The following is a 26,402-nucleotide window of genomic DNA, read 5'->3' as shown; positions in this document are numbered from 1 at the left end:
ATAGAGCTGCATGCGCTGGCTTGTAGCTGGGTTCGATGAGTTTCAATGTGGAAACCCAATGGCAGTAGGCGCTACCAGCTTCTCTTTCGATAGCAAAGCCGCCGGCCACGGCGGGCGTTGCGCGCCGGCAGAGCGCTCGCCCGCGCAGCCGCGCCGGCAGGGTCAGCCGGCCTCGGCGCCGGTGGGCGCTTGGCGGCGCAGGATCTCGTCCCGCACATTGCGCACGTGAGCCACGCCTGCGGCGTCGGCCCCGGCTTCGTCGCCACCCGCCACCGCCCTTGCGATGGCGCGGTAGTCGGCCACGCGGATCTTCTGCAGCGCCGGCAGCTTGTGCTGCACGTACACCACCGGCATGTGGATCGAGGGGAACAGCCGGCGCAGCTCGCGGCTGCCCGCGAGTTCCAGCAGCGCCCGGTAGAACTCGCGCCGCGCGCGGGCAAAGGCCTCGGCGTCCTGGGCTTTGTCGGCGGCCCGCAGCGACTCCAGGCTTTTCTTGAGCGCCAGCGGTGCACGCCCGCTGCGCACGCCCTGCGCGGCCGTTCGTGCCAGCAGCCCGGTCATGCGCTCGGCCACGTCCAGCACGTGCAGGGTTTCCTGTGGCGTGAGCGCCTTGATGACCGCGCCCTTGTGGCGGAACACATCGACGATGCCCTCGGCCGCGAGCCGCTGCACGGCCTCGCGCACGGAGTTACGCCCCACGCCGAACTGCGCCGCGAGATCGGCCTCCACCAGCCGCTGGCCGGGCACGAAGCGCTGCAGCTCCAGGCCATGCACGATGCCGAAAAACACGGCATCGGAGGCGCTGAACGCCGCCTCTTGCGCGGGCGCGGGAGCGCCTTCGGCAGCGCGGTCAGAAGAGGGGCTGGTCACGGGGCTCACGCGGGGGTGTGAAAAGGCATGCGCGCCGAGTGTACACAGCGCCTGGGCTCCATCAATGCCGTGAACGAGGAATGTGCGACACATTGCAAAACAAAATTGTCCTACAATCTGGTGGAACGAAAAGCCTTGCACCACTGTTTCAGGAGACGCCCCGATGGATTTTGAACTGAGCGCCGAGCTGTGCGCGTTGCGCGACCGCACCCGTGAATTCATCGCCGAGCAGGTGATCCCGCTCGAAAACGACGAACGCCAGTCTTCCCACGGCCCGAGCGAGGCGCTGCGCCGCGAGCTGGTCTCCCGCGCCAAGGCCGCAGGCCTGCTCACGCCCCACGCCTCGCGCGAGATGGGGGGCCTGGGCCTGTCGCACGTCGCCAAGGCCGTGGTGTTCGAGGAGGCCGGCTATTCGTGGCTCGGCCCGACGGCGCTCAACATCCACGCGCCCGATGAGGGCAACATCCACCTCATGGAAGAAGTGGCCACGCCCGCGCAGAAGGAACGCTGGCTGCGGCCGCAGGTGGCGGGCGACATCCGCTCGTGCTTTGCCATGACCGAGCCCGCGCCCGGCGCGGGCGCCGACCCGTCCATGCTGGCCACCACCGCCGTGCGCGACGGCGGCGACTACGTGATCAGCGGCACCAAGTGGTTCATCACCGGCGCCGAAGGGGCCGACTACTGCATCGTGATGGCGCGCATGGAGGACGGTTCGGCGACCATGTTCCTCTCGGACATGGACCGCCCCGGCATCGTGCTCGAGCGCAACATGGACGCGATGGACGCCTGCTTCACGGGCGGCCACGGCGTGCTGCGCTTCGACAACCTGCGCGTGCCCGCCGCCGACGTGCTCGGCGAGATCGGCAAGGGCTTCCGCTACGCGCAGGTGCGCCTGGCGCCCGCGCGCCTGACGCACTGCATGCGCTGGCTCGGCCAGGCGCGCCGCGCGCACGATGCGGCGCTCGACTACACGCGCCGGCGCACCGCCTTCGGCAAGCCACTGGCCGAGCACGAGGGCGTGGGTTTCATGCTGGCCGACAACGACATGGACCTGCACACCGCGCGCCTGCACATCTGGCACACGGCCTGGCTGCTGGACCAGGGCGAGAAGTGCAACTTCGAGTCGAGCCGCGCCAAGGTCGTGTGCTCCGAAGCGCAGTGGCGCGTGGTCGACCGCAGCGTGCAGATGCTCGGCGGCCAGGGCGTCACGGGCGAGTCGCCGGTGATGCGCATCTTCACCGACATGCGCGCCTTCCGCATCTACGACGGCCCGAGCGAAGTGCACCGCTGGAGCATGGCGCGCAAGCTGGTCCACCAGGCCGAAAAGGCCGCGGCGGCGCGGGTCCCGGCATGAGCGCCGCCATCGACCGTTTCCGCCTCGACGGGCGCGTGGTGCTGGTCACCGGGGCGTCGAGCGGGCTGGGCACGCATTTCGCGCAGCTGCTCGCGGACGCCGGTGCCCGCGTGGCCGTGGCCGCGCGCCGCGCCGACAAGCTGCAGTCCGTGGTCGATGCCATCACCCGAGGCGGAGGCCAAGCGCGGGCGCTGTCGCTCGATGTGACCAGCGCGGCCAGCGTGCGTGCCTGCTTTGACGAACTGGCCAGCTGGGGCGCGCCCGATGTGGTCATCAACAACGCCGGCGTCACGGTGACGCGGCCATTGCTGGAGCAGACCGAAGAAGATTTCGACCACGTGCTGGACACCAACCTCAAGGGCTGCTGGCTGGTCGCCACCGAGGCCGCGCGGCGCATGGTGGCGGCCGGGCAGGGCGGCAGCATCGTCAATGTCGCCTCGATCCTGGGCGAGCGCGTGGCCGGCGGCGTGGCGCCCTATGCGATTTCCAAGGCCGGCGTGGTGCAGGCCACCAAGGCCATGGCGCTGGAGTTGGCGCGCCACCGCATCCGCGTGAACGCGCTGCTGCCGGGCTATGTGGCGACCGACCTGAACCGCGACTTCCTTACCAGCGAGGCGGGCGAGAAGCTGCGCAGCCGCATCCCGAGCCGGCGCTTTGGCGAAATGGCCGACCTCGACGGACCGCTGCTGCTGCTGGCCTCTGACGCGGGCGCCGCGATGTCGGGCGCCACGGTGGCCGTGGACGGCGCACACCTGGTGAGCTCGCTGTGAGCACCGCCGCCGCCACCGCCACCCTGCCGCTCGCGCCGCTGCAGGACTACCTGCGTGCGCAGGGCCTGGCGGGCAGCGAAGCCATCCAGGTCGCGCCCCTGTCGGGCGGGCAGTCCAACCCCACCTTCCGCGTCACGGCGGGCGCGCGCGAGTACGTGCTGCGCAAGAAGCCGGCCGGCCAGCTGGCCCCCTCCGCCCACGCCATTGACCGCGAATACCGCGTCATGCGCGCGCTGCAGGACAGCGATGTGCCGGTGCCGCGCATGCTCGCCTATTGCGAGGACGAATCGATCGTCGGCACGCCGTTCTATGTGATGGATTTCCTGCAGGGCCGGGTCTTCATGGACCCGGCGCTGCCCGGCAGCACACCCGCAGAGCGCGGCGCCGTGTACCGCGAGATGGGCCGCGTGATGGCCGCGCTGCACAGCGTGGACCATGTGGCCGTGGGCCTGGGCGACTACGGCCGCACCGGCCGTTATGTGGAGCGCCAGATCGACCGCTGGTCGCGCCAGTGCCGCGCGCTGTCGGTACCGCTGGACGATTCCATGCACCGCCTGATGGAGTGGCTGCCCGCGCAGGTGCCGCCGGGCGACGAGACCACGCTGGTGCACGGCGACTACCGCATCGACAACCTGGTGTTCCATCCCACCGAGCCGCGCGTGATCGGCGTGCTCGACTGGGAGCTGTCCACGCTGGGCCATCCGCTGGCCGACCTGGCCTACCACTGCATGGCCTGGAACGTGCCGCCCGCGCTGTGGCGCGGCATGGGCGGGCTGGACCTGCCCGCGCTGGGCATTCCCACGGAGGCCGAGTACCTGGCCGACTATCGCGCGGCCACGGGGCGCGATGTCCAGGGGCAGTGGTCGTTCTACATGGCCTACAACCTGTTTCGCATGGCCGCCATCCTCTACGGCATTGCACAGCGCGCCGCCGATGGCAGTGCGGCGTCGGCCGACGCCGAAGAAACCGGGCGCAAGGCCGGGCCGCTGGCGCGGCTGGGCTGGGAATGGGCGCAGCGGCATACGGCGGGCTGAACGGCAGGCAGGCCGCTGGCATGCCCGGCGGCTGCTCCTGCCGGCGCGGGACCACCGCGCTGAAGCGCCACCTGGGCTCCCTCTGTCTGGCAACACCGTGCGCGCGGCCCGATGGCGGCGGCCATCTGCCTCGCATCTCCGCCGCACACCCTGGCCTGCGCTTGGATAGCCACGGAACGCCCAGAAGGCGAAGTCGAATGGGTGTAGGGGGGCGCCCAAGCCGCGTTACCGTGTCGGAGACCGCCACGCCGGCTACGGCACACGCTACATGTGGATGTCTGAAGGCCCCCAACCTGACCGAACGGCGGCGGGACTATTCCCTACGCCAGCTTCATCAAAACGCCGCGCCCTTGATGTGGCGCGGCGCGCCGGTGGGGTGAATTCGGCGTTTCGACAGGCTCAGCCGCCGTCACTGTAGGGTGAGCCAGCTGGGCAAGGGTGCCGGTCGACTTTTTGCGGTAGTGGCAAATATCAGTTGGTCACAAGTCTGGCAGACGCTTAGCATGAAGTTTTAGGATGTCCGGTGCTTCATCCGTCATGTTTTAGGTTCGCCTAACAACATGTAGCGCTTATGATTTGCCGGTGTAATGCCTGTTTATCCGACCTCTGCGGGGCGTTCTGCAGTCGTTTAATTTCAATTGAAGCTCATAAGGAATAAAAATGGAGAATCTTGAGCTTCTGAAAAAACTTCAAGAACTTGGTGTCGCATTCTGTGTTTCCGTGCCAAGCCAATGGGGGCAAGAAACTCATATTGCGAAGCCAGAAGAGCTATTGGCTTTGATTGAAGACCCTACAGTCGTTTTTGCAGCGCACTATGGTGTTTCGAAGTCTGAATATTTGGCTTGGGCAAATGAAGATTTTTCTGTTCACTGCTCCGGAAAAACCAGCAAGGGAAAGCAATGCAAAAATATTGTGCCAGGCGGTTCTAACGTAAGCCCGAGTACATGGGTTGAACTTCAAGGTGAGTATTGCACTGTCCATTCTGTGGGAAGAGAAATCTAATGGCACATTTTGGTTCTAACCCGGCGCTCAAGCCGACCCGCGTACAGCGGTCGGCTTAGCTTTTTCGTTAGACGCTTTCAGAAAATGGACGAAGCCCGCTTTCCCGAGATTGTTCGCTCCATCTATGGGGCAGTGGCAGAGCTTGAGGCCATGTTCCCCGGACGCAAGTTCACACCGGACGGGCACATGGTCGGTAGCCTCGGGGAGGCATATGCAGCCCACCACTACGGAATCATGCTGCACGGGGCGTCCTTTGAATGCCATGACGGCACGTGCAATGGCAAGAACGTTCAAGTGAAATCCACGCAAGGCGATCGAGTGGCGGTCAGTGCCGAGCCGGAGCAACTTCTTGTGCTACGGCTACACCGCGATGGCTCGTTTACCGAGGTCTACAACGGCCTGGGATCGCGCGTCTGGTCGTTGGTGGCACACAAGCCGCGTCCGAAGAACGGCCAGTACCAGGTATCTGTCGCTGCACTCGGGCGGCTAATGGCAGCGGTACCCGAGCAAGAGCGACTTGACCACAAAGCGTCTAACCCTTCCTTCAAGCGGACGCCTGACGGCGCCGCTTAAGTGCCGGACTTCGCCTTGGGGCGCTCTGACAGTTCAAGCCTTTTTGGATTCTAGCTGTCGCATCACGGACGATCGTCTATGTTCCGCGTATTCACGCTGAGCTTTCGTATCCCCGGCCGCGATGCTGTGATCCGGTAAATGGCCGGCGGAAGCACCCCGCAAACCGCGAACGACGAATGGGATTCGCTGGTCCCATCCGCGTTTCGTCACTCCGCCTCAATCCCCGCAGCCGCAATCAGCTCCCGCCACTTGCCGATCTCGCTGCGCGTGAACTGATCGAGCGCAGTACCGGAGCTTCCTTCGATCGCAAACCCGAGGTCGGCAAACCGACTGACCACGGCGGGCGTGCGCGTGAATTGCATGAATTGCTGGTTCAGCACCTCCAGGATGGGTGCAGGCGTCCCGGCAGGCGCGTAGACGGCCATCCAGTAGCTCAGATCAAACCCGGCCATGCCCGGCGCGCTTCGCAGACTGAGGACACCGGGCAACAGGGGATGCGGTTGCGCGGTGGTAACGGCCAGTGCCTTGAGCTTGCCGCTGCGCAATTGCGGCAACGCGGACTGAATGTCGATGAACAGCGTGGAGACTTGCCCGCCCAACACATCGGTCATGGCAGCCGGGCCGCTCTTGTACGGAACGTGGAGGAGTTCCAGCTTGGTTTTCAGTGCCAGCGTGGCGCCGGAGACGATGCCGGAGCTGTTGGCGCTGGCATAGCTCGCCTTGCCAGGATTCGCTTTGGCGTAAGCGAGAAATTCCGCGAGGTTGCCAAAAGGCGCATCGGTGCGCGTGGCCAGCACGAAAACGCCCTTGCCGATCATGGACACGGGCGCGAAATCCTTTTGCGGGTCGTACGGCAGCGACTTCATCAAACTCAGGTTGGCCGCTTGGGTGGTGTTGGTCGTGATCAGCAGCGTGTAGCCGTCGGCCGGGGCCTTGGCGACCGCGCTGGTGCCAATGGCGCCGTTGGCACCGGCCCGGTTGTCGACCACCACCGGTTGCTTCAACGCGTCGGACATCTGTTGCGCCGCCAGCCGTGCAATTGTGTCGGTCGCGGTGCCCGCCGCGTACGGAACGATGATGCGGATCGGCTTGTTCGGGTACGTCTGAGCATGCGCAGGCAAGGCGCCGAACGTTGCAGCGGCCACGGGGGCCAGCAGACACGCCAGTGCGGTGCGGCGGGTGAGGGGCGGGGTTTTGGTCACGGTGTCTCCTTGGATGGAATAGGTTTGGATTGCGCGCGCTGCGCACCGGCTCTGCGGCCGTTTGAAAAACAAGTGACTTCGCGGAGCGTCAGCCGGCAGGGCGCCGGTGGTGGTACGCCAGCCGCTCGGGGTCGACGGTCGCTCCGAACCCGGGGCCGGTCGGAACCACCAAAGCGAAGTCTTCGTAGCGCAACTGGCTGGTGGCGATGTCGTCCACCAGCAGTTGCGGGCCAAACAGCTGGCAGCCCCAATGCAGGTCAGGCAGCGTGGAATACAACTGCGCGCAGGCCGAGGTGCCGATGGCGCCTTCAATCATCGTGCCGCCAAAAATGGCCAAACCGCCAGCTGCGGCGATGTGGGCAACCTGCGCCGTGCGCAGCAAACCGCCATGTTTGGTGACCTTGATGGACAGCGCATCGCAGGCATGGGTGCTGGCATAGGCCATGGCCTCCTGGGGCGTGGCCACGGCTTCGTCTGCCATCACGGTGATGGGGCTCGTGCCAGTAAGGCGGCGCATGGCGTCGATGCTGGCGGCGTGCACGGGCTGCTCGACCACCGCGATGCCGCCTGCGTGCAGTGCCGGGATCGCCCAGCGTGCCGTGGCCTCGTCCCAGGCCTGGTTGACGTCGACACGCACCGTCGCCGCCTCGGGGAGCGCGTTGCGGATGGCGGTGGCGCGCTGTACGCCCTCCAGCGGGTTGCCGATGCCGATCTTGACGAGGAAATGCCGGTGCGTGCGCTCGCCCAGCTTCTGGCGGGCCTCCTCGATATCTTGCTGCGTGTCACTGGTGGCCAGCACCCAGAGCATTTCCAGCCGGTCGCGCACCGTGCCGCCGAACAGCGCTGCGCTGGACACCCCCAGGGCACGCGCCGCAATGTCCACGCAGGCCATTTCCAGCGCCGCCTTGCAGGGCAGGTTGCCCTTGATGGCGCGGTCCATCAGGGCCAGCACATGCCAGAGCCGGCGCGGGTCCTGGCCCAGCAGCGCGGGTGCCAGCACCTCGTCGATCACCGCCTTGGCTGCGCTCGCGCTCATCTCGTTGTAGCCGGCAATGATGGACAGCTCGCCCAACCCGGTCACGCCCTCGTCCGTGTGCATCTGCACGACTACCAAGGTGTGGCCCGCCATGGTCGTCATGGCCAAGCGGTGCGCGCGGCGCAGCCGCAGGCCGACGATGGTGCTGGTGATGCGCTCGATCTTCATGCCCGCGCCTGCGCGGCGCTGGGCAGCAGCCGGCGCTCCTGCAACTGGCCAAACCATTTGCGGAACATGTCCTCGGTGTCCATGCAGGCGTGAAAACCCGCCTGGCGGATCTTCACCGAGCTCATGATCACGGCCGGCAGCGGGCCTTCCTTGCCATGGTTCATCTGGAAGTCGGCATACGTCGCGCCCTGGCCGATGAAGGCCGCCAGCTCGCGCGGCGCGGCCAGCTGGTATTTGTCCACCAGTCGCTCCCAGGCGGACTGCTGCCCGTCCAGCGCGGCGGCCAGGGACTGCGGCTCGGGCGCGCCCACCGGCATGCCGAGCACGTCGGCAATGGTGGGCCAGACGTTTTGCCAAACGAACACGTCGCCGTTCTCCAAGTTGAAGGTTTCGTTGCGCGCGTTGGGCGCCTGCGCGGCCCAGGCGCAGGCCTGGGCGATCAGGTCGGCGTCGATGGCCTGGTTCACGCGTGGGGGGCCGCCGGGGTAGGCCAGCGGCAGGCTCTGCTCGTGGCGCAGCCAGGCGTACACGCCGATCGCCGGGATCGGGTTCATGTTGCTGCCCATGGCGTCGCCGAACACGATGCGCGGCCGCATGATGGTGAAGTGCCACGCGCCCGAGCGGGCCTGGCGCTCGCGCAGGAAGTCTTCCTGCAGCCAGTAAAAGTTTTCGTGCTCGTCGCGTGGCCAGCGTTCGCGCGCGGGCACGGCAATCTCGGGGTGGATGTGCACACCGTAGGCCTTGCCGCCCTGCATGATGGTGACATGGCGCAGCGGGCCGCCGGGGCGGTCCAGCGGCTCGATGACGTTGCGCAGCATCTGCAGGTTGGTGCGCATCTGCTCCCCGTCGCGCCAGCCGCCGACCAGGCCGCCGGGCTTCTCGTACACGGCGGCGTACACGACGTGGGTGATGTCATCGCGGCCTGCCAGCGCGGCGGCACAGGCAGCGCCGTCTTGCAGGTCCAGTTGCAGGGCCTCGGCGCCGGGTGGCGGCGCGATCGGACGGCGCGCCGCGCCTATCGCACGCCAGCCCGGCAGGCCGGCGAAATGGCGCAGGCAGGCCTGGCCCACCACGCCCGAGGCGCCCACGATGAGTGCGGTTTGCTGGGGTGTCATCATGGCCGGGCGGTCCTTACTTCTTGACCATCGGGCACTTGGACTGCGACAGCGGCAGGAAGGCCTTGTCGCCGGGCACCGTGGCCACGAGCTTGTAATAGTCCCAGGGGTACTTGGATTCGGCCTGCGACTTGACCTCGAACAGGTACATGTCGTGCACCATGCGGCCGTCCTCGCGGATGCGGCCGTTCTTGGCGAAGAAGTCGTTGATCGGCGTCGCCTTCATCTGCGCCATGACCTTGGCCGTGTCGTCGGTCTTGGCGGCCTGCACGGCCTTGAGGTAGTGCAGGGTCGATGAGTAGGCTCCCGCCTGGCTCATGTTGGGCATCTTCTTCATCTTCTCGAAATAGCGTTTGGACCAGGCGCGTGTTTCGGGATTCATGTCCCAGTAGAACGCTTCGGTGAGCATCAGCCCGCCCGCCGTGCGCAGGCCGATGGCGTGCACGTCGTTGATGTACATGAGCAGCCCTGCCAGGGTCTGCTTGTTCTTGCCCTGCGTCAGGCCGAACTCGCGCGCGGCCTTGATGGTGTTCACCGTGTCGCTGCCGGCATTGGCCAGGCCGATGACCTGCGCCTTGCTGTTCTGCGCGCTGATCAGGAAGGAGGCAAAGTCCGTCGCGCCGATGGGGTGCTTGGCCGAGCCCAGCACTTTGCCCCCTTGGGCAAGCACCACCGCGCTGGCCTGCTCCTGCAGGCTGTGGCCGAACGCGTAGTCGGCGGTGATGAAGAACCAGTCCTTGCCGCCACGCTGCGTGATGGCGCTGGCCGTCACGTTGGCCAGGGCGTAGGTGTCGTAGACGTAGTGCACGGTGCTGGGCATGCACAGGTCGCCCGTGAGCCGGTCGGTGCCGGGGCCGTTGAAGATGATGACCTTCTGCTTTTGCTTGGCCACTTCGAGCACGGCCAGGGCCGGGGCGGACACGGCCACGTCCATGATGGCGTCGACCTTGCCGGTGTCGAACCATTCGCGCGCCTTGCTCGCGGCGATGTCCGCCTTGTTCTGGTGGTCCACCACCAGCAGTTCGATCTTCTTGCCCAGCACCTGGCCGCCGAAGTCATCGATGGCCATCTGGATGGCTGCCGCGCTGCCCGGGCCGGTGATGTCGGCGAACGGGCCGTTCAGGTCCGTGAGGATGCCCAGGCGCACGACGTCGTCGGAGATCTTCACCTCCTGGGCGGTGACAGCAGTGGTGGCGGCCAGCAGGGCGAGGCTGGTGCAAAGCGCGCGGCATGCGCGCGGTAGGGGGTTGCGGTGGGGGTGGCGGTTCATGGTTGTCTCCTTGGGTCGTGTGGGGCTGGCGGGAATCAGATCGTGGCGATGGGCGTGACGGGCGAGCCCACGGCGCCGGGCAGGCGCAGCGGCGGCGCCGTGAGCAGAAAGCGCGTGCGGCCCAGCGTGTGCAGCGCGTCGGCGAGTTCCTCGAGGTACCACAGCTCGCCCAGCGGCAGCCCGAGCTTGAACAGGCAGTGCTCGTGCAGCGGCAGCAGGGGGTAGGGCGTGCCGTCCGGGGGAGTGCGTGTGGGCGGGTGGCGCTCCACGGCATAGTTGTCGGCGACCAGGGCCGCGATGCCGCTGTCGGTGATCCATTGCAGCATGCGCTGGTCGCTGCCGTCCAGTGCGGCGCAGCTGTGGTGCAGCCGCTCGGCGTCGGGCTGCCCTTGCATCGACAGCACCATGCCGGCAAAGCCGGTGCGCAGCAGCAGCATGTCGCCCGGCTCCACCGTGGCGCCGCACTGCTCCATGGCGTGCATCAGTTGTTCGTAGCCGATGTCTTGGAAGTCGGTGCCGTAGACCCGGGCCAGGTCCACCAGCACGCCACGGCCCTGCATGCCTTTCTTGGCCAGGTTTTCCACGCCGAGGGCGCGCGCCACGCTCGCGTCGGCGGGGCGGCCCGCGCAGCACACGGGGCGGTAGGGGCCGGGCGCGCCCTGCGCGTCGCGCTCAGGCAGGCCATGGTCGACGGGGCCCAGCACATGTTCGTGGCCGCGGTAGCCGTTGTAGTAGGTGGTGCGCAGCGTGCCGTCGCCTTCGGGGTCGAACAGCGAGCCCACGTGCGCCAGCGAATCCCATTGGGTGGAGTACTGCAGCGAGAGCAGCACCTGGTCGTCGCTGATGACGTCGGTGGCACCCGCGTACACGTGGCCCAGCGGGAAGTTGAGGTAGGGCCGGTCGCCATTGTGCGTGGGCGACAGGCGCGGCGGATGGCGCCTTGCGTTGAGCGCGTTGCCGCCCGGGTAGTCCAGCGGCAGCGAGAGGCAGATGCTGCGCCCCTCGCGCACCTCCTGCGCACCTTTGCGCACCTGCTCGGGGCCGATCAGGTTGGCGCGCCCGAGTTGGTCATCGGGCCCGAAGTCGCCCCAGTTCGAGCCGGGTGGGCGTTGTCTCCATCGCATGCTGTTGTCTCCCACCGCTGGTGAGCGCGGATGTGGAAGCTATGGTGTTGGGCCAGGGCGCACCGCGTCAATTCCTTTGGAAAAAATTTCAAGGAATGAAATCGGAGCCAGGGTAAACCCGCTCGCCGGGCGACCGCATGAGGGGGACGGCGCCGTTTAAAGCCATGGTGCGGCGCTTTGCGGCGCGGCGCCGTGGTGCGGACGGATTTCGCCAGGCAAAACCGCAAGCATCGGCGGACACTGCGGCGCCATGCCGCCGGCATGGCGGCTCAGCGCAGGGACAGCGTGCCTGCAAACACCGGTGCGTCCACATTGCCGCCCGTGAGCGCCAGGCCCACGCACTGGCCCTGCAGCTGCGCCTTTTCCTGCAGCGCGGCGGCCAGGGCTGCGGCGCCCGCGCCTTCGGCCACGTTGTGCGTGTCGGTGTAGATCGCGCGCATGGCAGCGGCCACTTCGCCGTCGCTGACCTGCACGACGTGGTCCAGGTGCGGGATCAGGATGTCGAGCGCCTCGGGGTCGGCCACGCGGCAGGCCATGCCGTCGGCCAGCACGGTGCTGACCGGGGCTTCCACGACGCGGCCCGCGGCAATCGAGTCGGCGTAGGTGGTGGCATGGCGGCTGACCACACCGACGATGCGCACGCCGTGGCCCAGCGCGCGCTGGGCGGCGATGGCCGCGCAGGCGCCCGAACCCTGGCCGATGGGCACATAGGCCACGGCCATCTGCGGCACGGCGCGCAGAAATTCCCACCAGTAGGTGGCCACGCCGCAGACCAGGTCGGGGTGGTAGCTCGGCACCATGTGGGCGCCGCGCTGGGCGGCCAGCTGCATGGCGTGTTCGCGCGCTTCCTGAAAGTCGTCGCCCTGCTCGATGAGCGTGACGCCCAGTGCGCGCATGGCATTGTTCTTCTCGGTCGAATTGCCGCGCGGCACGACGATGGTGCAGGCCACGCCGTGGCGGCGCGCCGCCCAGCCCATGCTCTGGCCGTGGTTGCCGCGCGTGGCGCTGACCACTTCGCGCGGCAGCGCGCCACGCCGGGCGAGCTGGTCGAAATAGGTCAGGCCGCCGCGGATCTTGAACGCGCCCACGGGCGTGTGGTTCTCGTGCTTGAGCCAGCACTCGGTGCCCAGGCGCTCGCCGAGCAGGGCCCAGCGGTACTGCGGCGTGGCGGCGAAGTCGCGGTAGACGACCTGGGCGGCGGCCTCGATGTCGGCCAGGGTGGGGAGGGTGGCGTTCATGCGGCAGCTTTCTGGTGGTTCGTCCATTTCACCGGGACAGAGAACGTGGCAGCTAACGGGAGTCCAAGGTCACGAAGCCGCGCGGCGTGGACAGCGCCGCACGGAGGCACGGCTGCGCGGCCGTGGTGGCGCTCAGCGCGCCCAGGCCGAGGGCGGCGCAGGCCTGTGCCAGCACCGGCGCCTGCGGGTGCTGCAGCTGCAGCGCCTGCAGTTGCACGCCGCTGGCGGGCAGGCTGTCGCAGGGGTGGCGCTCACCCCACTGGATCAGCGTGGGCAGGCAGCCGTCCAGCAGGCGCTGGCCATCGGGGCGCACCGTGATCTGCCACTGCAGCAGCCCGCCCGGTGTCGGGCGGCTGGCCGCAAGCACGGGACCCCGGTCCAGGCCCTGCGCGGCCAGCGCCGCGCGGCCGGCGGCCACATCGGGCACGGCGGCAACCCAGTGCACCAGGCGCGGCCCCTGCTGCGCGATCTGCGCCTGCAGGGTGGCGTCGTCCATGTCAAACCAGCGTCTATTGCTTGCTGGTATTACGCTAGCAGCTCCCCGATCGATAGCAATGATTTCAAGGTAGGCGCGCGGGTGTGGGGCGCTGGACACGTTGAGCAGCCGGTTGTGCGTGCCCATGAGCGGGTGCTCGCCGCCTACCGCGGGCGTGGCGCCGAGCGTGCGCTCGCACCAGGCCACCCCCGAGGCCAGATCGGCGGCCAGCACCACCAGGTGGTCCACGCGGGGCGCCGGCGCTGTCACAGCAGCACCTGGCCCGCCACGCAGGTGACCGAGTCGCCACCGATCCAGATCTCGGCGCCTTGTTGCTCGACATGCACGCGCCCGGCGCGGCCCAGCGCCGTGCCCTGGCTGGCGACGTAGCGCGGGGGCGCCAGGCCGGCACCGATCAGCCATTGCGCCAGCGCGGCGTTGAGGCTGCCGGTGACCGGGTCTTCGATCAGGCCGTCGTGGCCGGGGAAGAAAGCGCGCACTTCGAACGCGATGCCTTCGGCGTCGCCCTGCGCGCGCCCCACGCCGGCCTGGCCGCGCGGCGCCACCACACCCACCTCGAGCCCGGCCAGCACGGCGCCGTCGGGCCGCAGCGCCAGCACCTGCTCGGCCGAGCGCAGCAGCACGCCGCGCCAGTTCGGGCCGTTGTCGCACCAGGCGTGCGCCACGATGTCGCTGCGCGCCACGCCCAGGCCGCGCGCGATGAGCTGCACGTCCGCTTCGGGCAGCGGCCCGCTTTGGCGCAGCGGCGGCGCCGCAAAGGCCAGCCGAGCGCCATCGCGGCGCAGCCGCACCAGGCCCACGCCGCATTCCTGCACCACCTGGCCCGCTGTGCGCGGTTGGCCGCCGGCCTCCAGCCAGGCGTGGCAGCTGCCCAGCGTCGGGTGGCCGGCAAACGGCAGCTCGCGGCCCGGGCAGAAGATGCGCACGCGGTAGTCGGCGCCGGCCGCACGGCCCGCCTCGGTGGGCGGCAGCAGAAAGGTGGCTTCCGACAGGTTGGTCCAGTCCGTGAACTGCTGCATGGCCTCGGTACTGAGGCCAGTGCCGTCGAGCACCACGGCCAGCGGGTTGCCCCGGTAGGCGTGGGCGGTGAAGACGTCAACCTGCTTGAAGGGACGGTGGTGCATGGCGGGCCTTGGGAGTGAAGTCAGGACAGGGGCTGGTCGAGCACGCCGCACGCGCCCGAACGTGTCTGCAGGCTCTGGAACCAGCGCTCCAGGTGCGGCCAGGCGGGACGCTCCTGGGGCAGGCCGAACCAGCGGTGCACCTCGCAGCCCAAAGGAATGTCGGCCATGGTGAAGTGCTCGCCCGCCACGTAGGGCTGGCGCGCCAGGTGGGCGTCGAGCAGGGCCATGAGCGGCTCGGTGGCGGCCACCGATTGCGCGATGAGCGCCGCATCGCGCTCGGCGGCCGGCGTGCGGATCCACTGCATGAACGCCTGGCGGCCGGCCGGGTTCAGGGCCGTTTGCTGCCAGTCCATCCACTGCTCGGCGGCAAAGCGCGCGGGCAGGGCTTCGGGGTAGAGCCGGCCCAGCGAATGCCGCGCGCAGAGGTAGCGCACGATGGTGTTCGATTCCCACAGCACCACCGGGCCCCCGTCGCTCTCATCCTCGATCAGCGGCACCAGGCCGTTGGGGTTGAGGCCGAGGTAGTGCGGCTCGCGCACGATGCCAAACTGCCCGCCCGCGTCGGTGCGCTGCAGCGCCAGGCCCAGCTCCTGCGCGGTCCAGACGACCTTGCGCACGTTGATCGAGGACAGGCGTCCCCACAGCCGCAGCAGGCTCATGCAGCGCCTTGGTGGGCGCGGATGGCAGCGGCCAGCGCGGCGATGGCGGTGTCGATCTCGTCGCTGGACACGGTGACATACGACAGGCGCAGCGTGCGCGTGTCGGCTTCGGTGGCGTAAAACGGCGCGCCGGGCACAAAGGCCACGTTGCGTTCCACGGCGGCGGGCAGCAGCTCCTGGGCGTTCACGCCCTGCGGCAGGCGCACCCACAGGAACATGCCGCCGGCCGGGCGCGTCCAGCGCACATCCAGGCCCGCCATCTCGCGCTCTAGCGCGGCGAGCATGGTGTCGCGCTGCTGCTTGTAGAGCGCGCGGATGGTGGGCACGTGGCGCTCGAGGAAGCCATTCTTGATCACCTCGGCCACCACGCGCTGGTTGAAGCCCGGCGTGTGCAGGTCGGCGGCCTGCTTGGCCTGCAGCAGCTTGGGGTAGACGGCCTTGGGCGCGACGATGAAGCCGATGCGCAATCCTGGTGCCAGCACCTTGGAGAACGAGCCCATGTAGATGCAGCCGTCGGGGTTGCGCGCGGTCAGGGGCGCGGGCGGGGCTTCGCCAAACCACAGCTCGCCGTAGGGGTTGTCCTCGATCAGCGGAATGCCCAGCTCTGCGGCCTTGGCCACCAGCGCAGCGCGGCGCGCCTCGGTCATGGTGCGGCCCGTGGGGTTCTGGAAGTTGGGCAGCACATAGGCCAGGCGCGCCTTTTCGGCACCGGTGCCGGCCTTGGCGGCAAAGTCGTCGACGAGGATGCCGTCGTCGTCGCTGGCCACGCCCACGGCGATCGGCTCCTGCGGTGCAAAGGCCTGCAGCGCGCCCAGGTAGGTGGGCGTTTCGACCAGCATGCGGCTGTCCTTGTCGAGGAAGACCTTGCCGATCAGGTCCAGCGCCTGCTGCGAGCCGGTGGTGATCAGCACCTGCTCGGGGTCCACGGCCCACGGCAGCATGTCGGCCACGGCCTGGCGCAGGGGGGCATAGCCTTCGCTCGTGGCGTACTGCAGCGCGGCGGCGCCGTCGCGCGCCATGACGGTGTTGCAGGCCTGCGTGAAGGCGTCGATGGGAAAGGTTTGCGGCGCGGGCAGGCCGCCGGCCAGGCTGATGATGCCGGGCTTGTCGGTCAGTTTGAGGATCTCGCGGATCGCGGAAGGGTTCATCTTGGCGGCACGCGCCGCCAGGGTCCAGTTCGTCATGCCAATTGCACTCCAGGGTGGGGCGCCGGAACGTCCGGCGCGGAAAATTTCAAAGTCGGCCATTGTGCGGTGCTCTAGGGCTTGCCAGGGTGCACCGGCATGCGCCGGCCCACCAGCACGGTGGCCATCACCGCCAGGCCAAAGCCCACGCTCACCGCGTCGAGCCGCTCGCCCAGCAGCGGCACGGCCGCCAGCATGCCCAGGAACGGCTGCACCAGCTGCACCTGGCTCACGCGCACCGTGCCGCCCAGCGCCAGGCCGCGGTACCAGGCAAAAAAGCCCAGCCACATCGAAAACACCGAGACGTAGGTCAGCGCCGTCCACGCGCTCGCCGGCACCGGGGCCGCGGGCCACGACAGCGCTGCCAGCGGCAGTGTGAGCGGCAGCGAAAACACCAGCGCCCAGCAGATCACCGCCTCGGCGCGCAGGTGCTGCGACAGCCGCGCGCCATAGGCATAGCCGACCGCGGCGCACAGCATGGCGGCGAGCAGCAGCAGGTCGGCCGGGTGCAGCGCAATGCCCGACGCGCCCGAGCGCAGCACCGCGAACGCCACCACCAGCGCCGTGCCCAGCAGCGCGCAGGCCCAGAACGCGGGCGACGGGCGCTGGCGGTGCAGCAGCGCGCCCACGGCGGCCGTGGCCAGCGGCAGCACGCCAACGATCACGCTGGCGTGCACCGCGCCGACGTAGCGCATCGCGACCGAGGTCAGCAGCGGAAAACCGAACACCACGCCGAGCGCCGTGAGCGCGAGCGGCCCCCAGTCGCGCCGCTGCGGCCACGGCGCGCGCAGCACCCACAGCAGCACGGCCGACAGCGCGCCCGCCACCACGGCACGTGCCATGGCCACGAACACGCCCGACATCAGCGGCGCCTCGGGCGTGCCCACGGCCAGCCGCGTCATCGGCAGCGTGAGCGCAAAAATCGCCACGCCCAGCAGGCCCAGGGCCAGGCCGCGCGCCTCGGCGGACTGCGGCGCCGGAGCGCGGACGGAAAGCGGGGTGCCCATGGGTGCCTTCGCGTGGTGGGGGGAAGCGGCGGCGCGCTCAGGCGCTGGCCATCCAGGCGGCTGTGAGTGCCAGCACCAGCGCCATCGCGCGGTTGAACCACAGCAGGCGCGCGCCCTGAGCCAGCCACTGGCGCAGCAGCGCGCCCGTGGTGGCATAGGCCAGGTTGCTGGTGAATGCGAACACCAGCATCACGGGCAGCACCACGGCCAGGCGCTGCAGGCTGTCTTCGCGCCCGGCCACCCAGCCCGCGACGATGGTCAGCGCCAGCAGCCAGGCCTTGATGTTGACGAACTGCAGCGCCGCGCCCTGCCAGAAGCCCACGTTCAGGCGCGTGGCGTCGGCCTCGCTCAGGCTGCCGCTGCGGCTGAGCTTCCAGGCCAGCCATAGCAGGTAGCCGATGCCCACCGCCTTGATGCCCCAGCGCAGCGCAGGCACCGCCACCACCACCGCGCCGATGCCGCCAGCGCACAGCAGCAGCAGCGCCGTCCAGCCCACCGGCACGGCGCAGACAAAGCGCATCGCCGGACGCAGGCCGCGGTTGGCCGCCATGGCGGTCGACAGCGTGGTGTTGGGGCCGGGCGTGAAGCTCATGGCGGTGGCCAGCGCCAGCAAGGCGGTGAATTCGACAAAGGGCATTGGGGGGCAGTGCAAAGGAAGAAATGCCCAACCACTGTAGGATTGATTCCGCTACAGTGCCAATACAGTTTTTCTGACAATGGCATGAACTGTGTTGGTGTGCGCATCGGCACAGTCCCGCCACCTCCTCCCCACAGACGCCCACGTTGTGCCCGCCATGCTGACCCGTACCGCCCACCGCACCCTGACCGAGCAACTGGCCGAGCGCTTTGCCGAGCGCATCCGTGCGCGCCTGCTGCCCGCGGGCGCGCGCCTGCCGTCGGTGCGCGAATGCGCGCGCCAGCAGGGCGTGAGCCCCTATACGGTGGTCGCTGCCTACGACCAGCTGCTGGCGCAGGGCCTGGTCGAGGCGCGCCGCCAGCGCGGCTTCTATGTGCGCGATTTGACGCAAAAAGCGCCTTCAGCCCTTGCTGGACAAGCGTTGATAGCTATCGAAAGCGCAGCAGTCGAAGGCCTGGCCGCGCCCGCCCCCGTGGGCGCGCGCACGCTGGGCGCTCCCATCGACGCGGCGGCGCTGATCCGCGGCATGTTCCAGCCCGACTCGGGCAAGCCCCAGCCCGGCGCCGGCGTGTTTCCGCCGCTGTGGCTGGAAGAGGCGCGCTTCATGCCGGCGGCGGTGCGCAAGGTCGCCGCCAGCCGCGCACTGCACGACGGCTCGCTGAGCTACGGCGAGCCGCTGGGCGACCCCGACCTGCGCCATGTGCTGGCGCGCCGCCTGGCCGAGCTGAACCTGCCCGCGCGGCCCGCGCAGATCATGACCACGGTGGGCGCCACGCACGCGCTCGACATCGTCAGCCGCACCCTGCTCAAGGCGGGCGACCCGGTGATGGTCGAAGAGCCGGGCTGGTCGGTCGAGTTCGCGCGCCTGGCGGCCCTGGGCATGCGCGTGCTGCCCGTGCCGCGCCGCGCCGAGGGGCCGGACCTGGCGGTGATGGCGCGCTACTGCGAGGTGCACGCGCCCAAGCTGTTCGTCAGCGTCAGCGTGCTGCACAACCCCACCGGCCACTGCCTCACGCCGGGCAGCGCGCACCAGGTGCTGCGGCTGGCCGAGCAGCACGGCTTCTACATCGCCGAAGACGATACCTACAGCCACCTCGCGCCCGACCATGCCACGCGCCTGTCGGTGCTCGACGGCCTGCGCCGCACCATTTATGTCAGCGGCTTTTCCAAGATCCTGGCGCCCAACTGGCGCGTGGGCTACCTGGCCGCGCCGCCGGCGCTGGTCGAACGCCTGCTCGACACCAAGCTGCTGTCGACGTTGACCACGCCGTCGCTGCTCGAGAAGGCGCTGGCCCTGTGCATCGACCAGGGCCAGCTGCGCCGCCACGCCGAGCGCATGCGCCTGCGCCTGGCCCAGGCGCGCGCGCGCAGCGTGCAGCTGGCGCTGGAGTCCGGCTGCCGCTTCGCCGCCGAGCCGGCGGGCATGTTCGGCTGGGTGGACACGGGCGTGGACACCGACATGCTGGCCCAGCGCATGCTCGACGAGGGCTATTTGCTCGCGCCCGGCGCGCTGTTCCATGCCAGCCGCCAGCCCTGCACGCTGATGCGCATCAACTTCACGACCACGCAGGACGCGGCGTTCTGGCGTGTGTTCCAGCGCGTGGTGGCGCAGAACCGTTAGCTCGTGGGGGCACTGCGGGCTGCGCCGCCGCCCGGCGTGTCAGGGGGCGGGCGGCGCCGCTTCGAGGCTGGCGAGCGTGCGCAGCAGGGCGCGGTTGACGTCTTCGAGCGCCAGGCCGTGCGCCTTGCCCAGCTGGCGCACCACGCCCGCGTCGCCGCCTTCGAGCGCGCGGGCCATGGCCAGGCTGGGCGCGTAGGGGCCGGTCTGCAGCACCGCCGCGTCGTAGATGCGCTCGGACAGCGGCACACGCCGCAGCACGCTGCCCAGCGGCTCGCGCAGCAGTTCGCCGAGCTGCGAGAACAGGGCGCACAGATAGACCTCGCGGCGCAGCGCGGTCTCCAGGCCCGCGTCGATCAGGCGCTCGGTGAGCCGGGCCCGCACGACCATGGCCGCGCGCACCGGCTGCAGGTCGGGCTCGGCGCTGGCGTGCGGCAGCTGGTCGGACAGCCAGCGCGAGAGCGATCCGTAGCCCATCATGACCAGGCCCCGGCGCAGCGAGTCGATGCCGGTGCGCAGGCCCAGGGCGGCCGAGTTGGTGTAGACCATGAAGCGGTAGGCCAGCAGCGGGTCTTCGCCCAGGATGTCTTCGAACACTTCGAGCGACTGCTCGGCGTCGATCGCCTTCATGAGCTTTTGCACGGTGGCGCGGGCCGGTTGCAGCGGCTGGTGGCGCAGGCTGTGCAGCACGTCTTCCTGCGGCCAGCCCAGCACGGCCTGGGCCTGGCCACGGTCCAGGCACAGCGCCACCAGCGCGCGGCTGGCAAGGCCTTCGACCATTTGCCCGGCCAGCAGCGTGCCCGCCGCGGCGCCTGCCTGCAGCGCCCGCACGGCGGTCTCGGGCGAGAGGCCCAGCAGGCGTGTGTCAAAGCAGCGCGCCAGCGCGGGCTCGGGCGGCTGCCCGGCGTCGCCGCGCCACACCAACTGCAGGCCGCGCGCGTGGGCCGCCTGCACCTGCTGGCAGATCGCCGAGTCGCCGAGCCAGGCCCCCGGCACGGCCACCGCCGGCGAGCCGGGCGGAGCATGCGCGAGCAGGTCGCACAGCAGTTGGCGCGTTTGTGGCGCCAGCAGCAGCGGCGGCGAATGCGCGGCCCACAGCTCGTGCAGCGTGCGCAGCAGGTGCGGCGCATCGACCGCCAGCGCCGCGTCGGCCGCGTGCACGGACAGCTCCACGCCCGCCAGCGTGCGCGTGGGGCCCCACAGAGGGCGGTAGCCCAGAACCAGCTGGCTGAGAACGGATTGCATGAGCGAAAAAAGGCCCTGGCGTCAGGAAATGAAGTTGAACAGCGAGAGCTTTTGCACCATGGCGTAGGACTGCAGCGCTGCCTGGTAGCCGACCTGCTGGTTCTGGAAGTCGGAAATGCCCTGGATCATATCGAGGTCCTCGGCGCGCGAGCGGTCGGCTTCGAGCTGGATGGCGCGCTTGTCCTGGTCGCCGGTGATGCGGTCGGCGCGGTTGAGCAGCTCGCCCGCGTAGCCGCGCACCGACTGCAGGCGTTCCATGCCCCGGTCCATGTTGGCGAGTGCCTGACCCACGGCCTGGGCGGCGGCATTGCTGTCGCCGGCGCCCCCGATGTCGCGGATGGCATCGTCGATCACGTTGAAGATGCTGGTGCTGGGTTCCAGGGTGATGCTGTCGCCGCTGGCGGGGGTGCCTTTGATGCTGAAGCTCAGGCCGGGCACGCCGGTCACGGTGATGTCGGCCGGCTTATCGGAGGGGAAGACCGCCGTCACCGTCGTGGGAAGGGCGCCTGTTGTGTCGTTGGTGATGGTATAGGTGGCGGTGGTGGTGCCGTCGGCGGGCACGGTGGGCGCCACGGCGGTGAAGCTCAGGGTGTACTTGTCGCCAGTGAGCTGTGCCGGATCGGTGGTGCGCACGCTGTCGGTGCCGAGGGCGCGGCCAGCGGGAGTGGCCAGGCTCAGGCGGGCGTTGTAGGCGCCGTCGCGCTGCGGCTGGAACATGAAGGCCGCATCGCCGTCGAGCGTGTTCGGAATCGACACCGCGGAGCCCGCTCCCTGCCCCGGCAGGCCGTGGAAGCCCATCTGCGCATTCAAGAACGGCGTGGCATCGCTGCCCAGCGCCGCCAGCAGCGGCACGCCATTGGTGTCCTTGCGGTTGGACACCTCCAGCAGCTGGTCGCGCAGGCTCTGGAGCTGGGTCGCAATGGTTTTGCGGTCGCTGGCACTGTGGCCGCCATTGCCGGCGCTGACCACCAGCTCGCGCATTTGCTGGACCAGGCCGATGGCATCGCCCAGCGACGACTCGGCCTGCGCCACGGCATTGCGCTGCACGTCGAGCGCGCGCTGCTCGGTCTGGATGCGCGCGATGCGTGTCATGGCGCGCTCGGCCTGCGCCGCGGCGACCGGGTCGTCGCTGGCGCGCACCACGCGCTTGCCCGAGGTCAGGTTTTCTTGCAGGTTCGACAGCGACGTCTGGCGCGCGCTGATGTTGCGTATAGCGCTGTCGTACTGGGTGGCGGTGCCGATGCGGGTGAAGGACGGGCTGCTCATGGCGAAAGCTCCAGGCGTGTGTGCTGTGGTGTGGTGGGGCGTGCTGTGGGGCGGGGTGGCCGTCAGCGGCCCAGGCCCTGGAGCAGGTTGTCAAAGATGTTCTGCGCGATCTGCAGCATCTTGGCCGAGGCTTGGTAGGCCTGCTGGTACTGGATGAGCCGGGCGGCTTCCTCGTCAAGGTTCACGCCCGAGACCGCAGTGCGGTCGCGCTCGAGGTTGGCGGCAATCGACGACGACAGCGTGGCCGCAAACTGCGCGCTCTGCGTGCGCGTGCCGATCTGCGCCATGGCGCCGGCAAAGCCGTCCGAGAGCGTGGCGCCGTCGAATATCTTGGCGTCGCGCAAGGCCATCAGCGCGCTGGCGTTGCCGGCGTCGCGGGTGTACCAGTCGCCGTACTGGGCGTCGGTGGCATTGCCCACGGTGACGGTGTCGCCGCCCTTGGGCGCGCCATTCAAGGTGATTTCCCAGCCGTCGATGGTGATGGGCTTGCCAGGGGTGAACGCAAAGGGCGGGCCGACCAGCGCCGTAGGCGGCGTGGTCGACATGTCCATGGGCGCGCCCTGGTTTCCTGTCAGGGTGAAGGTTGCTGGCGTGCCGGCAGTAAAGGTCAGCTCCACGCCACTGGCGGGCGGCAGCGCCAGTGCCGTCGGCTGGCCTGTCGCCTTCAAGCCCGCCAGCTGCAATGTGCCGTCGTTGGTGGCTCCCATCTTGGCATTGATGGGGTTGGACGCCGCCAACTGCTGGGGTGAGAACTGCAGCGCCTGCATCTGGGCAGCGGCGCCTTGCAGCGGGTTGAGCAAGAAGGTATCGGGAGGGGTAGCGCCCGCAAAGGCTGCGGGTGGCTGGGCGCCGTCGGTCAACCGAAGCCCTTCGCCGAGCATCACCGCGTTGAGCTCGTTGATGTCCGCAAAGGCCATCGTCTTGCCATCGGACTGGCGCGTGACCGAACCGGCATTCGGCCCTGTTAAGGCAATGGTGTAGCTCGACGCCTGCAGCTTGGTCGCATCGGCCACTTGCAGGCCCATGGTGGCGCCCGAGGTGTTCCCCTTGCCCGCTACCGCGTTGGCCAATGGGATCGGCGCGAAAAGGTTGCCGCCCGGTTTGCCATCGAGCGTCAGCCCCAGCCGGTTCTGCGCGTTCAGCGTTTCGCTGATGCCCACCGCCATGCGGCCGAGCAGGTTGCGCCCCTCGGCCAGGTCGTGGTTCTGAAAGCGCAGCAGCCCCGACACCTCGCCGCCGCCGAGCATGCCCTCGTTGAGCTCCACCGCCGTGGACGACCCCGGCTGTGTGAAGTACAGGCGCTTTTGCCCTCCGCCCGCGCCGAACTCCACCGGGTCGCCGACCGACAGCGACGCCGCCTTGCTGCCCAGCACCAGCGGCTGGCTGCCGCCGACAAACAGGCTGATGCTGCCGTCGTCGGCCGCGACCTGGCTGGTCTGGATGTGCTGGTTCAGGTCGCGGATCAGCTGGTCGCGCTGGTCCAGCAGGTCGTTGGCGGGCTGTCCGTTGCCCTTGGCGCGGGCAATCTGCTCGTTCATGCCGGCGATGTTCTTGGCCAGCGTATTGATGCTGTTGACGCTGCCCTTGAGCTGCTCGGCCACGGTGTAGGCGATCTCGTCGAGCCGCTCGGAGGCGCCGCGCATGCGCTTGGCGGTTTCGTCGATGCGCGTGAGCACGACGTTGCGCGCCGTCAGGTCGGTCGGCGAGCCGACCACGTCCGAGAACGCATTCATCATGTCGTTGATGGCCGCACCCAGCCCGGCCGGGCCGCCGCCAAACACGTCCTGCAGCTGGCGCAGGCGGTCGGCGCGCACGCTGTCGCCGGCGTCCACCGCCGCCGCTGCCGTGGCCTGGCGCGTGAGCAGCTCGCTGTGGTTGCGCAGGATGGACTGCACGTCCACGCCCTTGCCGATGTAGCCGCCCCCGGTGAACTGGCCCTGCACGGTCTGCAGCACCACGTTCTGGCGCGAATAGCCGGGCGTGTTCACATTGGCGATGTTGTGGCCGGTGGTCTGCAGGGCCACCTGGTTGGCGAGCAGCGCGCGGGCGCCGACGTTCAATAGGCTCATGTTTTTGTGTCTCTGGCGTCAGGCCTGTGCGCGCTGCACGCGCAGGGCACTGTTGATGGCGCCGCTGAGTTTGCGGGCGTATTCGGGGTCGGTCGCATAGCCGGCCTTTTGCAGCGCGGCGGCGTAGGCCACGGCCGATCCGGTCTGGGCGCGCGCCTTCTCGTAGCGCGGGCTCTCGTTGATGAGGCGGGCGTAGTCGCGGAACGACGCTTCGTACGAGTCGTAGGCGCGGAACCTGGCCGTCACCTTGCGCGGCGCGCCATTGATGTATTCGGTGGTGGTGATTTCAGCGACCTTGCCGCTCCAGCCCGCGCCGGCCTTGATGCCGAACAGGTTGAATGCGTTGCTGCCGTCGCGGTGCTTGATCTCGCTCTTGCCCCAGCCGGTTTCGTGGCCGGCCTGGCCCAGCATGAAGCTCGCGGGAATGCCGCTCTCTTGCGCCACGCGCTCGGCCGCCGCGCTGTGGTGCTGCACGAAGTCGTCGCGGCCCTTGGGCGCGGGGCCCGTGGCGGCGCTGCTGCGCGCCTGGCGCGCGGCCGACAGGCTCAGCGTCGACGGCACCGCCAGGGCCGCGTCGGCGCCGCCCATCTGGCGCGAGAGCTGGCGCGCAATGGCCTCGGACAGGCTGCCCGGCTGGCCCGCCATCTGCACCGACAGCTGCTGGTCGAGCAGGTCGGTGCCCAGGTCGCCCTGCGCATTCTCGAGCAGGCCCGACTTCATGGTGGCCTCGCGCATGCTCTTGATCATCTCGCGCATGAACAGCGACTCGAACTGCTTGGCGGCTTCGCGCGTGGCCTGGGCGCTGTTCTGGCCGGCTTCGAACTTGAGCTGGTTGAGCGAGCGCACGTCCGCGGCCAGCGCGTTCGGGGCGCTGGCGCTCGCGCCGGGCAGGGTCATCGCCATGGGGAAACACTCCGTGCGGGGAAGGGATGGGCAGGCATCAGATGACCTCCAGCTCGGCGTTCAGCGCGCCGGCGGCCTTGATGGCCTGCAGGATGGCCAGCAGGTCCTGCGGCGTGGCGCCGAGCGTGTTGAGCGCGCGCACCACGTCGGCCAGCTGCGGCGACGCGGGAATCTGCAGGATGTTGCCGGGCTCCTGGCGGATCTGGATGTCGCTCTTTTGCGCCACTACGGTCTGCCCCTGCGAGAACGCGCCCGGCTGGCTGATGACCGGGGTCGAGCTGATGGTGATCGACAGGTTGCCGTGCGCGATCGCGCAGGGCCCGAGCGTCACCGCCTGGTTCAGCACCACCGAGCCGGTGCGCGCATTGATCACGACCTTGGCCGAGGGCGCGGCGGTCTCGATCTGCAGTTCTTCGAGGTCGGCAATGAAGTTGACGCGCGCGCCCGGGTGCATGGGGGCCTGCACCTGCACGGTGCGCCCGTCGAGCGCCATGGCCTGGCCCGCGCCCAGCCGCGCATTGATGGCCTGCGCCACGCGGCGCGCGGTCTGGAAATCGGAGGCGTTGAGGCCCAGCGTGATCGAGTCGCCGTCGTGCAGCGGCGTGGGCACTGCGCGCTCGACCTGCGCGCCCTGCGGAATGCGCCCGGCGCTCAGGTGGTTGATCTGCACCTTGCTGCCGCCGGCCGAGGCTCCGGCGCCGCCGACCACCAGGTTGCCCTGCGCCAGCGCATAGATCTCGCCGTCGGCGCCGCGCAGCGGGGTGGCGATCAGCGTGCCGCCCTTGAGCGATTTGGAATTGCCCATCGACGATACGTTCACGTCGATGGTCTGGCCCGGCTGGGCAAAGGCCGGCAGCTGCGCGGTGACGATCACGGTCGCGACGTTCTTGAGCTGCAGCCGCGAAGCCATCTCGGGCGGCAGACTGATGCCCATCTGCTGCAGGTAGTTGGACATCGCCTGTGTGGTGAAGGGCATCTGCGTGGTCTGGTCGCCCGTGCCGTCCAAGCCCACCACCAGGCCGTAGCCGGTCAGCTGGTTGCTGCGCACCCCTTGCACGGCGGCCACTTCCTTGATGCGCAGGGCCTGCGCGGGCAGGGCGGTGCACAGGGCAGCAAGCAGGGCGGCCAGAGGCACCCACCGCCGGGCCGCGTGCCATGACAGGGGAGGGCGCAGGACAGCTTTCATGCGCTTGATTGTGGTGGGCAAGGCCGCTTTGGGATGCACGGAAAAGCGGCGCAATCACCGGTCTATTGGGGGCGCTGGTGCTGGGATGGATACAGATGAAAAGTGACTCTGGCGCTTTGTGGGCGTGCGCTAGCAGCTATCTTTTTTAATACCGCTCTTGGGAATTCGCCATGGCGCTTTTGCTTGGGACTGCTGGCCGGGATGTGCGCCCGGCGGCGCAGTAACTTTCTTTCGCTTCGCCGAAAGAAAGTC

General features: G+C 69.0%; 24 protein-coding genes. 6 read left to right on the top strand and 18 right to left on the bottom strand.

Annotation, left to right across the window (positions count from 1 at the left end):
• Nucleotides 1–162: 162 nt before the first annotated feature.
• Nucleotides 163–870: a GntR family transcriptional regulator gene (locus tag B2J89_RS11440; RefSeq protein ID WP_371809063.1), complete on the bottom strand. Its 708-nt coding sequence runs from the start codon at nt 868–870 to the stop codon at nt 163–165.
• A 163-nt stretch (nt 871–1,033) separates the two neighbouring features.
• Here B2J89_RS11440 and B2J89_RS11435 point away from each other — a divergent pair, with 163 nt between their 5' ends.
• The 5 genes from B2J89_RS11435 to B2J89_RS11415 all read left to right on the top strand — a co-directional run bounded on the left by B2J89_RS11435 (nt 1,034) and on the right by B2J89_RS11415 (nt 5,603).
• Nucleotides 1,034–2,224, top strand: a complete 1,191-nt coding sequence (locus tag B2J89_RS11435; protein WP_169169208.1) for an acyl-CoA dehydrogenase family protein — start codon at nt 1,034–1,036, stop codon at nt 2,222–2,224.
• Nucleotides 2,221–2,994 (top strand): SDR family NAD(P)-dependent oxidoreductase, encoded by a 774-nt coding sequence (locus B2J89_RS11430; RefSeq protein WP_169169207.1) that lies wholly within the window; start codon nt 2,221–2,223, stop codon nt 2,992–2,994. Before B2J89_RS11435 ends, B2J89_RS11430 begins: the two co-directional genes overlap by 4 nt.
• Nucleotides 2,991–4,028 carry a phosphotransferase family protein gene (locus B2J89_RS11425; protein ID WP_169169206.1) on the top strand — a complete coding sequence of 346 codons (1,038 nt, stop codon included), beginning with the start codon at nt 2,991–2,993 and terminating at the stop codon, nt 4,026–4,028. The genes B2J89_RS11430 and B2J89_RS11425 overlap by 4 nt, the downstream gene beginning before the upstream one ends.
• A gap of 660 nt (nt 4,029–4,688) precedes the next feature.
• Nucleotides 4,689–5,030 carry a hypothetical protein gene (locus B2J89_RS11420; RefSeq protein ID WP_169169205.1) on the top strand — a complete coding sequence of 114 codons (342 nt, stop codon included), beginning with the start codon at nt 4,689–4,691 and terminating at the stop codon, nt 5,028–5,030.
• Between the two features lie 84 nt (nt 5,031–5,114).
• Nucleotides 5,115–5,603: a hypothetical protein gene (locus B2J89_RS11415; protein ID WP_169169204.1), complete on the top strand. Its 489-nt coding sequence runs from the start codon at nt 5,115–5,117 to the stop codon at nt 5,601–5,603.
• A gap of 206 nt (nt 5,604–5,809) precedes the next feature.
• On the opposite strand, the gene B2J89_RS11410 is transcribed toward B2J89_RS11415, so the two are convergent.
• The 12 genes from B2J89_RS11410 to B2J89_RS11355 form a co-directional block, all read right to left on the bottom strand.
• Complete coding sequence (locus tag B2J89_RS11410; protein WP_169169203.1) at nt 5,810–6,805, bottom strand: tripartite tricarboxylate transporter substrate binding protein; 996 nt, start codon at nt 6,803–6,805, stop codon at nt 5,810–5,812.
• An 88-nt stretch (nt 6,806–6,893) separates the two neighbouring features.
• Nucleotides 6,894–8,009 (bottom strand): muconate/chloromuconate family cycloisomerase, encoded by a 1,116-nt coding sequence (locus B2J89_RS11405; protein ID WP_169169202.1) that lies wholly within the window; start codon nt 8,007–8,009, stop codon nt 6,894–6,896.
• Nucleotides 8,006–9,127, bottom strand: coding sequence for an NAD-dependent epimerase/dehydratase family protein (locus B2J89_RS11400; RefSeq protein ID WP_240964918.1), 1,122 nt, complete (start codon nt 9,125–9,127; stop codon nt 8,006–8,008). The genes B2J89_RS11405 and B2J89_RS11400 overlap by 4 nt, the downstream gene beginning before the upstream one ends.
• A 13-nt stretch (nt 9,128–9,140) precedes the next feature.
• Nucleotides 9,141–10,394, bottom strand: a complete 1,254-nt coding sequence (locus tag B2J89_RS11395; RefSeq protein ID WP_169169201.1) for an ABC transporter substrate-binding protein — start codon at nt 10,392–10,394, stop codon at nt 9,141–9,143.
• 35 nt (nt 10,395–10,429) lie between these two features.
• On the bottom strand, nt 10,430–11,518 hold the full coding sequence (locus tag B2J89_RS11390) for a cyclase family protein (RefSeq protein ID WP_169169200.1): 1,089 nt from the start codon (nt 11,516–11,518) through the stop codon (nt 10,430–10,432).
• Nucleotides 11,519–11,787: 269 nt separating this feature from the next.
• Nucleotides 11,788–12,756: a threonine dehydratase gene (locus tag B2J89_RS11385; protein WP_169169199.1), complete on the bottom strand. Its 969-nt coding sequence runs from the start codon at nt 12,754–12,756 to the stop codon at nt 11,788–11,790.
• Nucleotides 12,757–12,808: 52 nt separating this feature from the next.
• Nucleotides 12,809–13,480 (bottom strand): VOC family protein, encoded by a 672-nt coding sequence (locus B2J89_RS11380; protein ID WP_371809062.1) that lies wholly within the window; start codon nt 13,478–13,480, stop codon nt 12,809–12,811.
• Between the two features lie 17 nt (nt 13,481–13,497).
• On the bottom strand, nt 13,498–14,376 hold the full coding sequence (locus B2J89_RS11375; protein WP_169169197.1) for a PhzF family phenazine biosynthesis protein: 879 nt from the start codon (nt 14,374–14,376) through the stop codon (nt 13,498–13,500).
• Between the two features lie 20 nt (nt 14,377–14,396).
• Complete coding sequence (locus B2J89_RS11370; protein ID WP_169169218.1) at nt 14,397–15,029, bottom strand: glutathione S-transferase; 633 nt, start codon at nt 15,027–15,029, stop codon at nt 14,397–14,399.
• Between the two features lie 2 nt (nt 15,030–15,031).
• Nucleotides 15,032–16,219 carry a PLP-dependent aminotransferase family protein gene (locus B2J89_RS11365; RefSeq protein WP_169169196.1) on the bottom strand — a complete coding sequence of 396 codons (1,188 nt, stop codon included), beginning with the start codon at nt 16,217–16,219 and terminating at the stop codon, nt 15,032–15,034.
• 74 nt (nt 16,220–16,293) lie between these two features.
• Nucleotides 16,294–17,226, bottom strand: a complete 933-nt coding sequence (locus B2J89_RS11360) for a DMT family transporter (RefSeq protein ID WP_169169195.1) — start codon at nt 17,224–17,226, stop codon at nt 16,294–16,296.
• Between the two features lie 37 nt (nt 17,227–17,263).
• A complete protein-coding gene (locus tag B2J89_RS11355) occupies nt 17,264–17,863 on the bottom strand; it encodes a LysE family translocator (RefSeq protein WP_169169194.1) in 600 nt (199 codons plus the stop codon).
• Nucleotides 17,864–18,020: 157 nt separating this feature from the next.
• On the opposite strand from B2J89_RS11355, the gene B2J89_RS11350 reads away from it, so the two are divergent.
• Nucleotides 18,021–19,484 (top strand): PLP-dependent aminotransferase family protein, encoded by a 1,464-nt coding sequence (locus B2J89_RS11350; protein ID WP_169169193.1) that lies wholly within the window; start codon nt 18,021–18,023, stop codon nt 19,482–19,484.
• Nucleotides 19,485–19,523: 39 nt separating this feature from the next.
• Here B2J89_RS11350 and B2J89_RS11345 read toward each other — a convergent pair whose 3' ends face one another.
• From B2J89_RS11345 to B2J89_RS11325, 5 genes are all read right to left on the bottom strand, one after another.
• Nucleotides 19,524–20,726 (bottom strand): HDOD domain-containing protein, encoded by a 1,203-nt coding sequence (locus tag B2J89_RS11345; protein ID WP_169169192.1) that lies wholly within the window; start codon nt 20,724–20,726, stop codon nt 19,524–19,526.
• Nucleotides 20,727–20,747: 21 nt separating this feature from the next.
• Nucleotides 20,748–21,992 carry a flagellar hook-associated protein FlgL gene (flgL, locus tag B2J89_RS11340; RefSeq protein ID WP_169169191.1) on the bottom strand — a complete coding sequence of 415 codons (1,245 nt, stop codon included), beginning with the start codon at nt 21,990–21,992 and terminating at the stop codon, nt 20,748–20,750.
• 62 nt (nt 21,993–22,054) lie between these two features.
• The gene (gene flgK, locus B2J89_RS11335; protein WP_169169190.1) at nt 22,055–24,061 is read right to left on the bottom strand and encodes a flagellar hook-associated protein FlgK; all 2,007 of its coding nucleotides are present in this window, start codon (nt 24,059–24,061) and stop codon (nt 22,055–22,057) included.
• A gap of 18 nt (nt 24,062–24,079) precedes the next feature.
• Entirely contained in the window at nt 24,080–24,964 is an 885-nt protein-coding gene (gene flgJ / locus B2J89_RS11330; RefSeq protein WP_169169189.1) for a flagellar assembly peptidoglycan hydrolase FlgJ, read from the bottom strand.
• A 37-nt stretch (nt 24,965–25,001) separates the two neighbouring features.
• Nucleotides 25,002–26,150, bottom strand: coding sequence for a flagellar basal body P-ring protein FlgI (locus tag B2J89_RS11325; RefSeq protein ID WP_169169188.1), 1,149 nt, complete (start codon nt 26,148–26,150; stop codon nt 25,002–25,004).
• Nucleotides 26,151–26,402 lie beyond the last annotated feature (252 nt).

This window comes from Acidovorax sp. SRB_24, from assembly GCF_012931925.1.
Note: the sequence above shows the minus strand (reverse complement) of the source record. Positions and strands in the feature narration are given on the sequence as shown.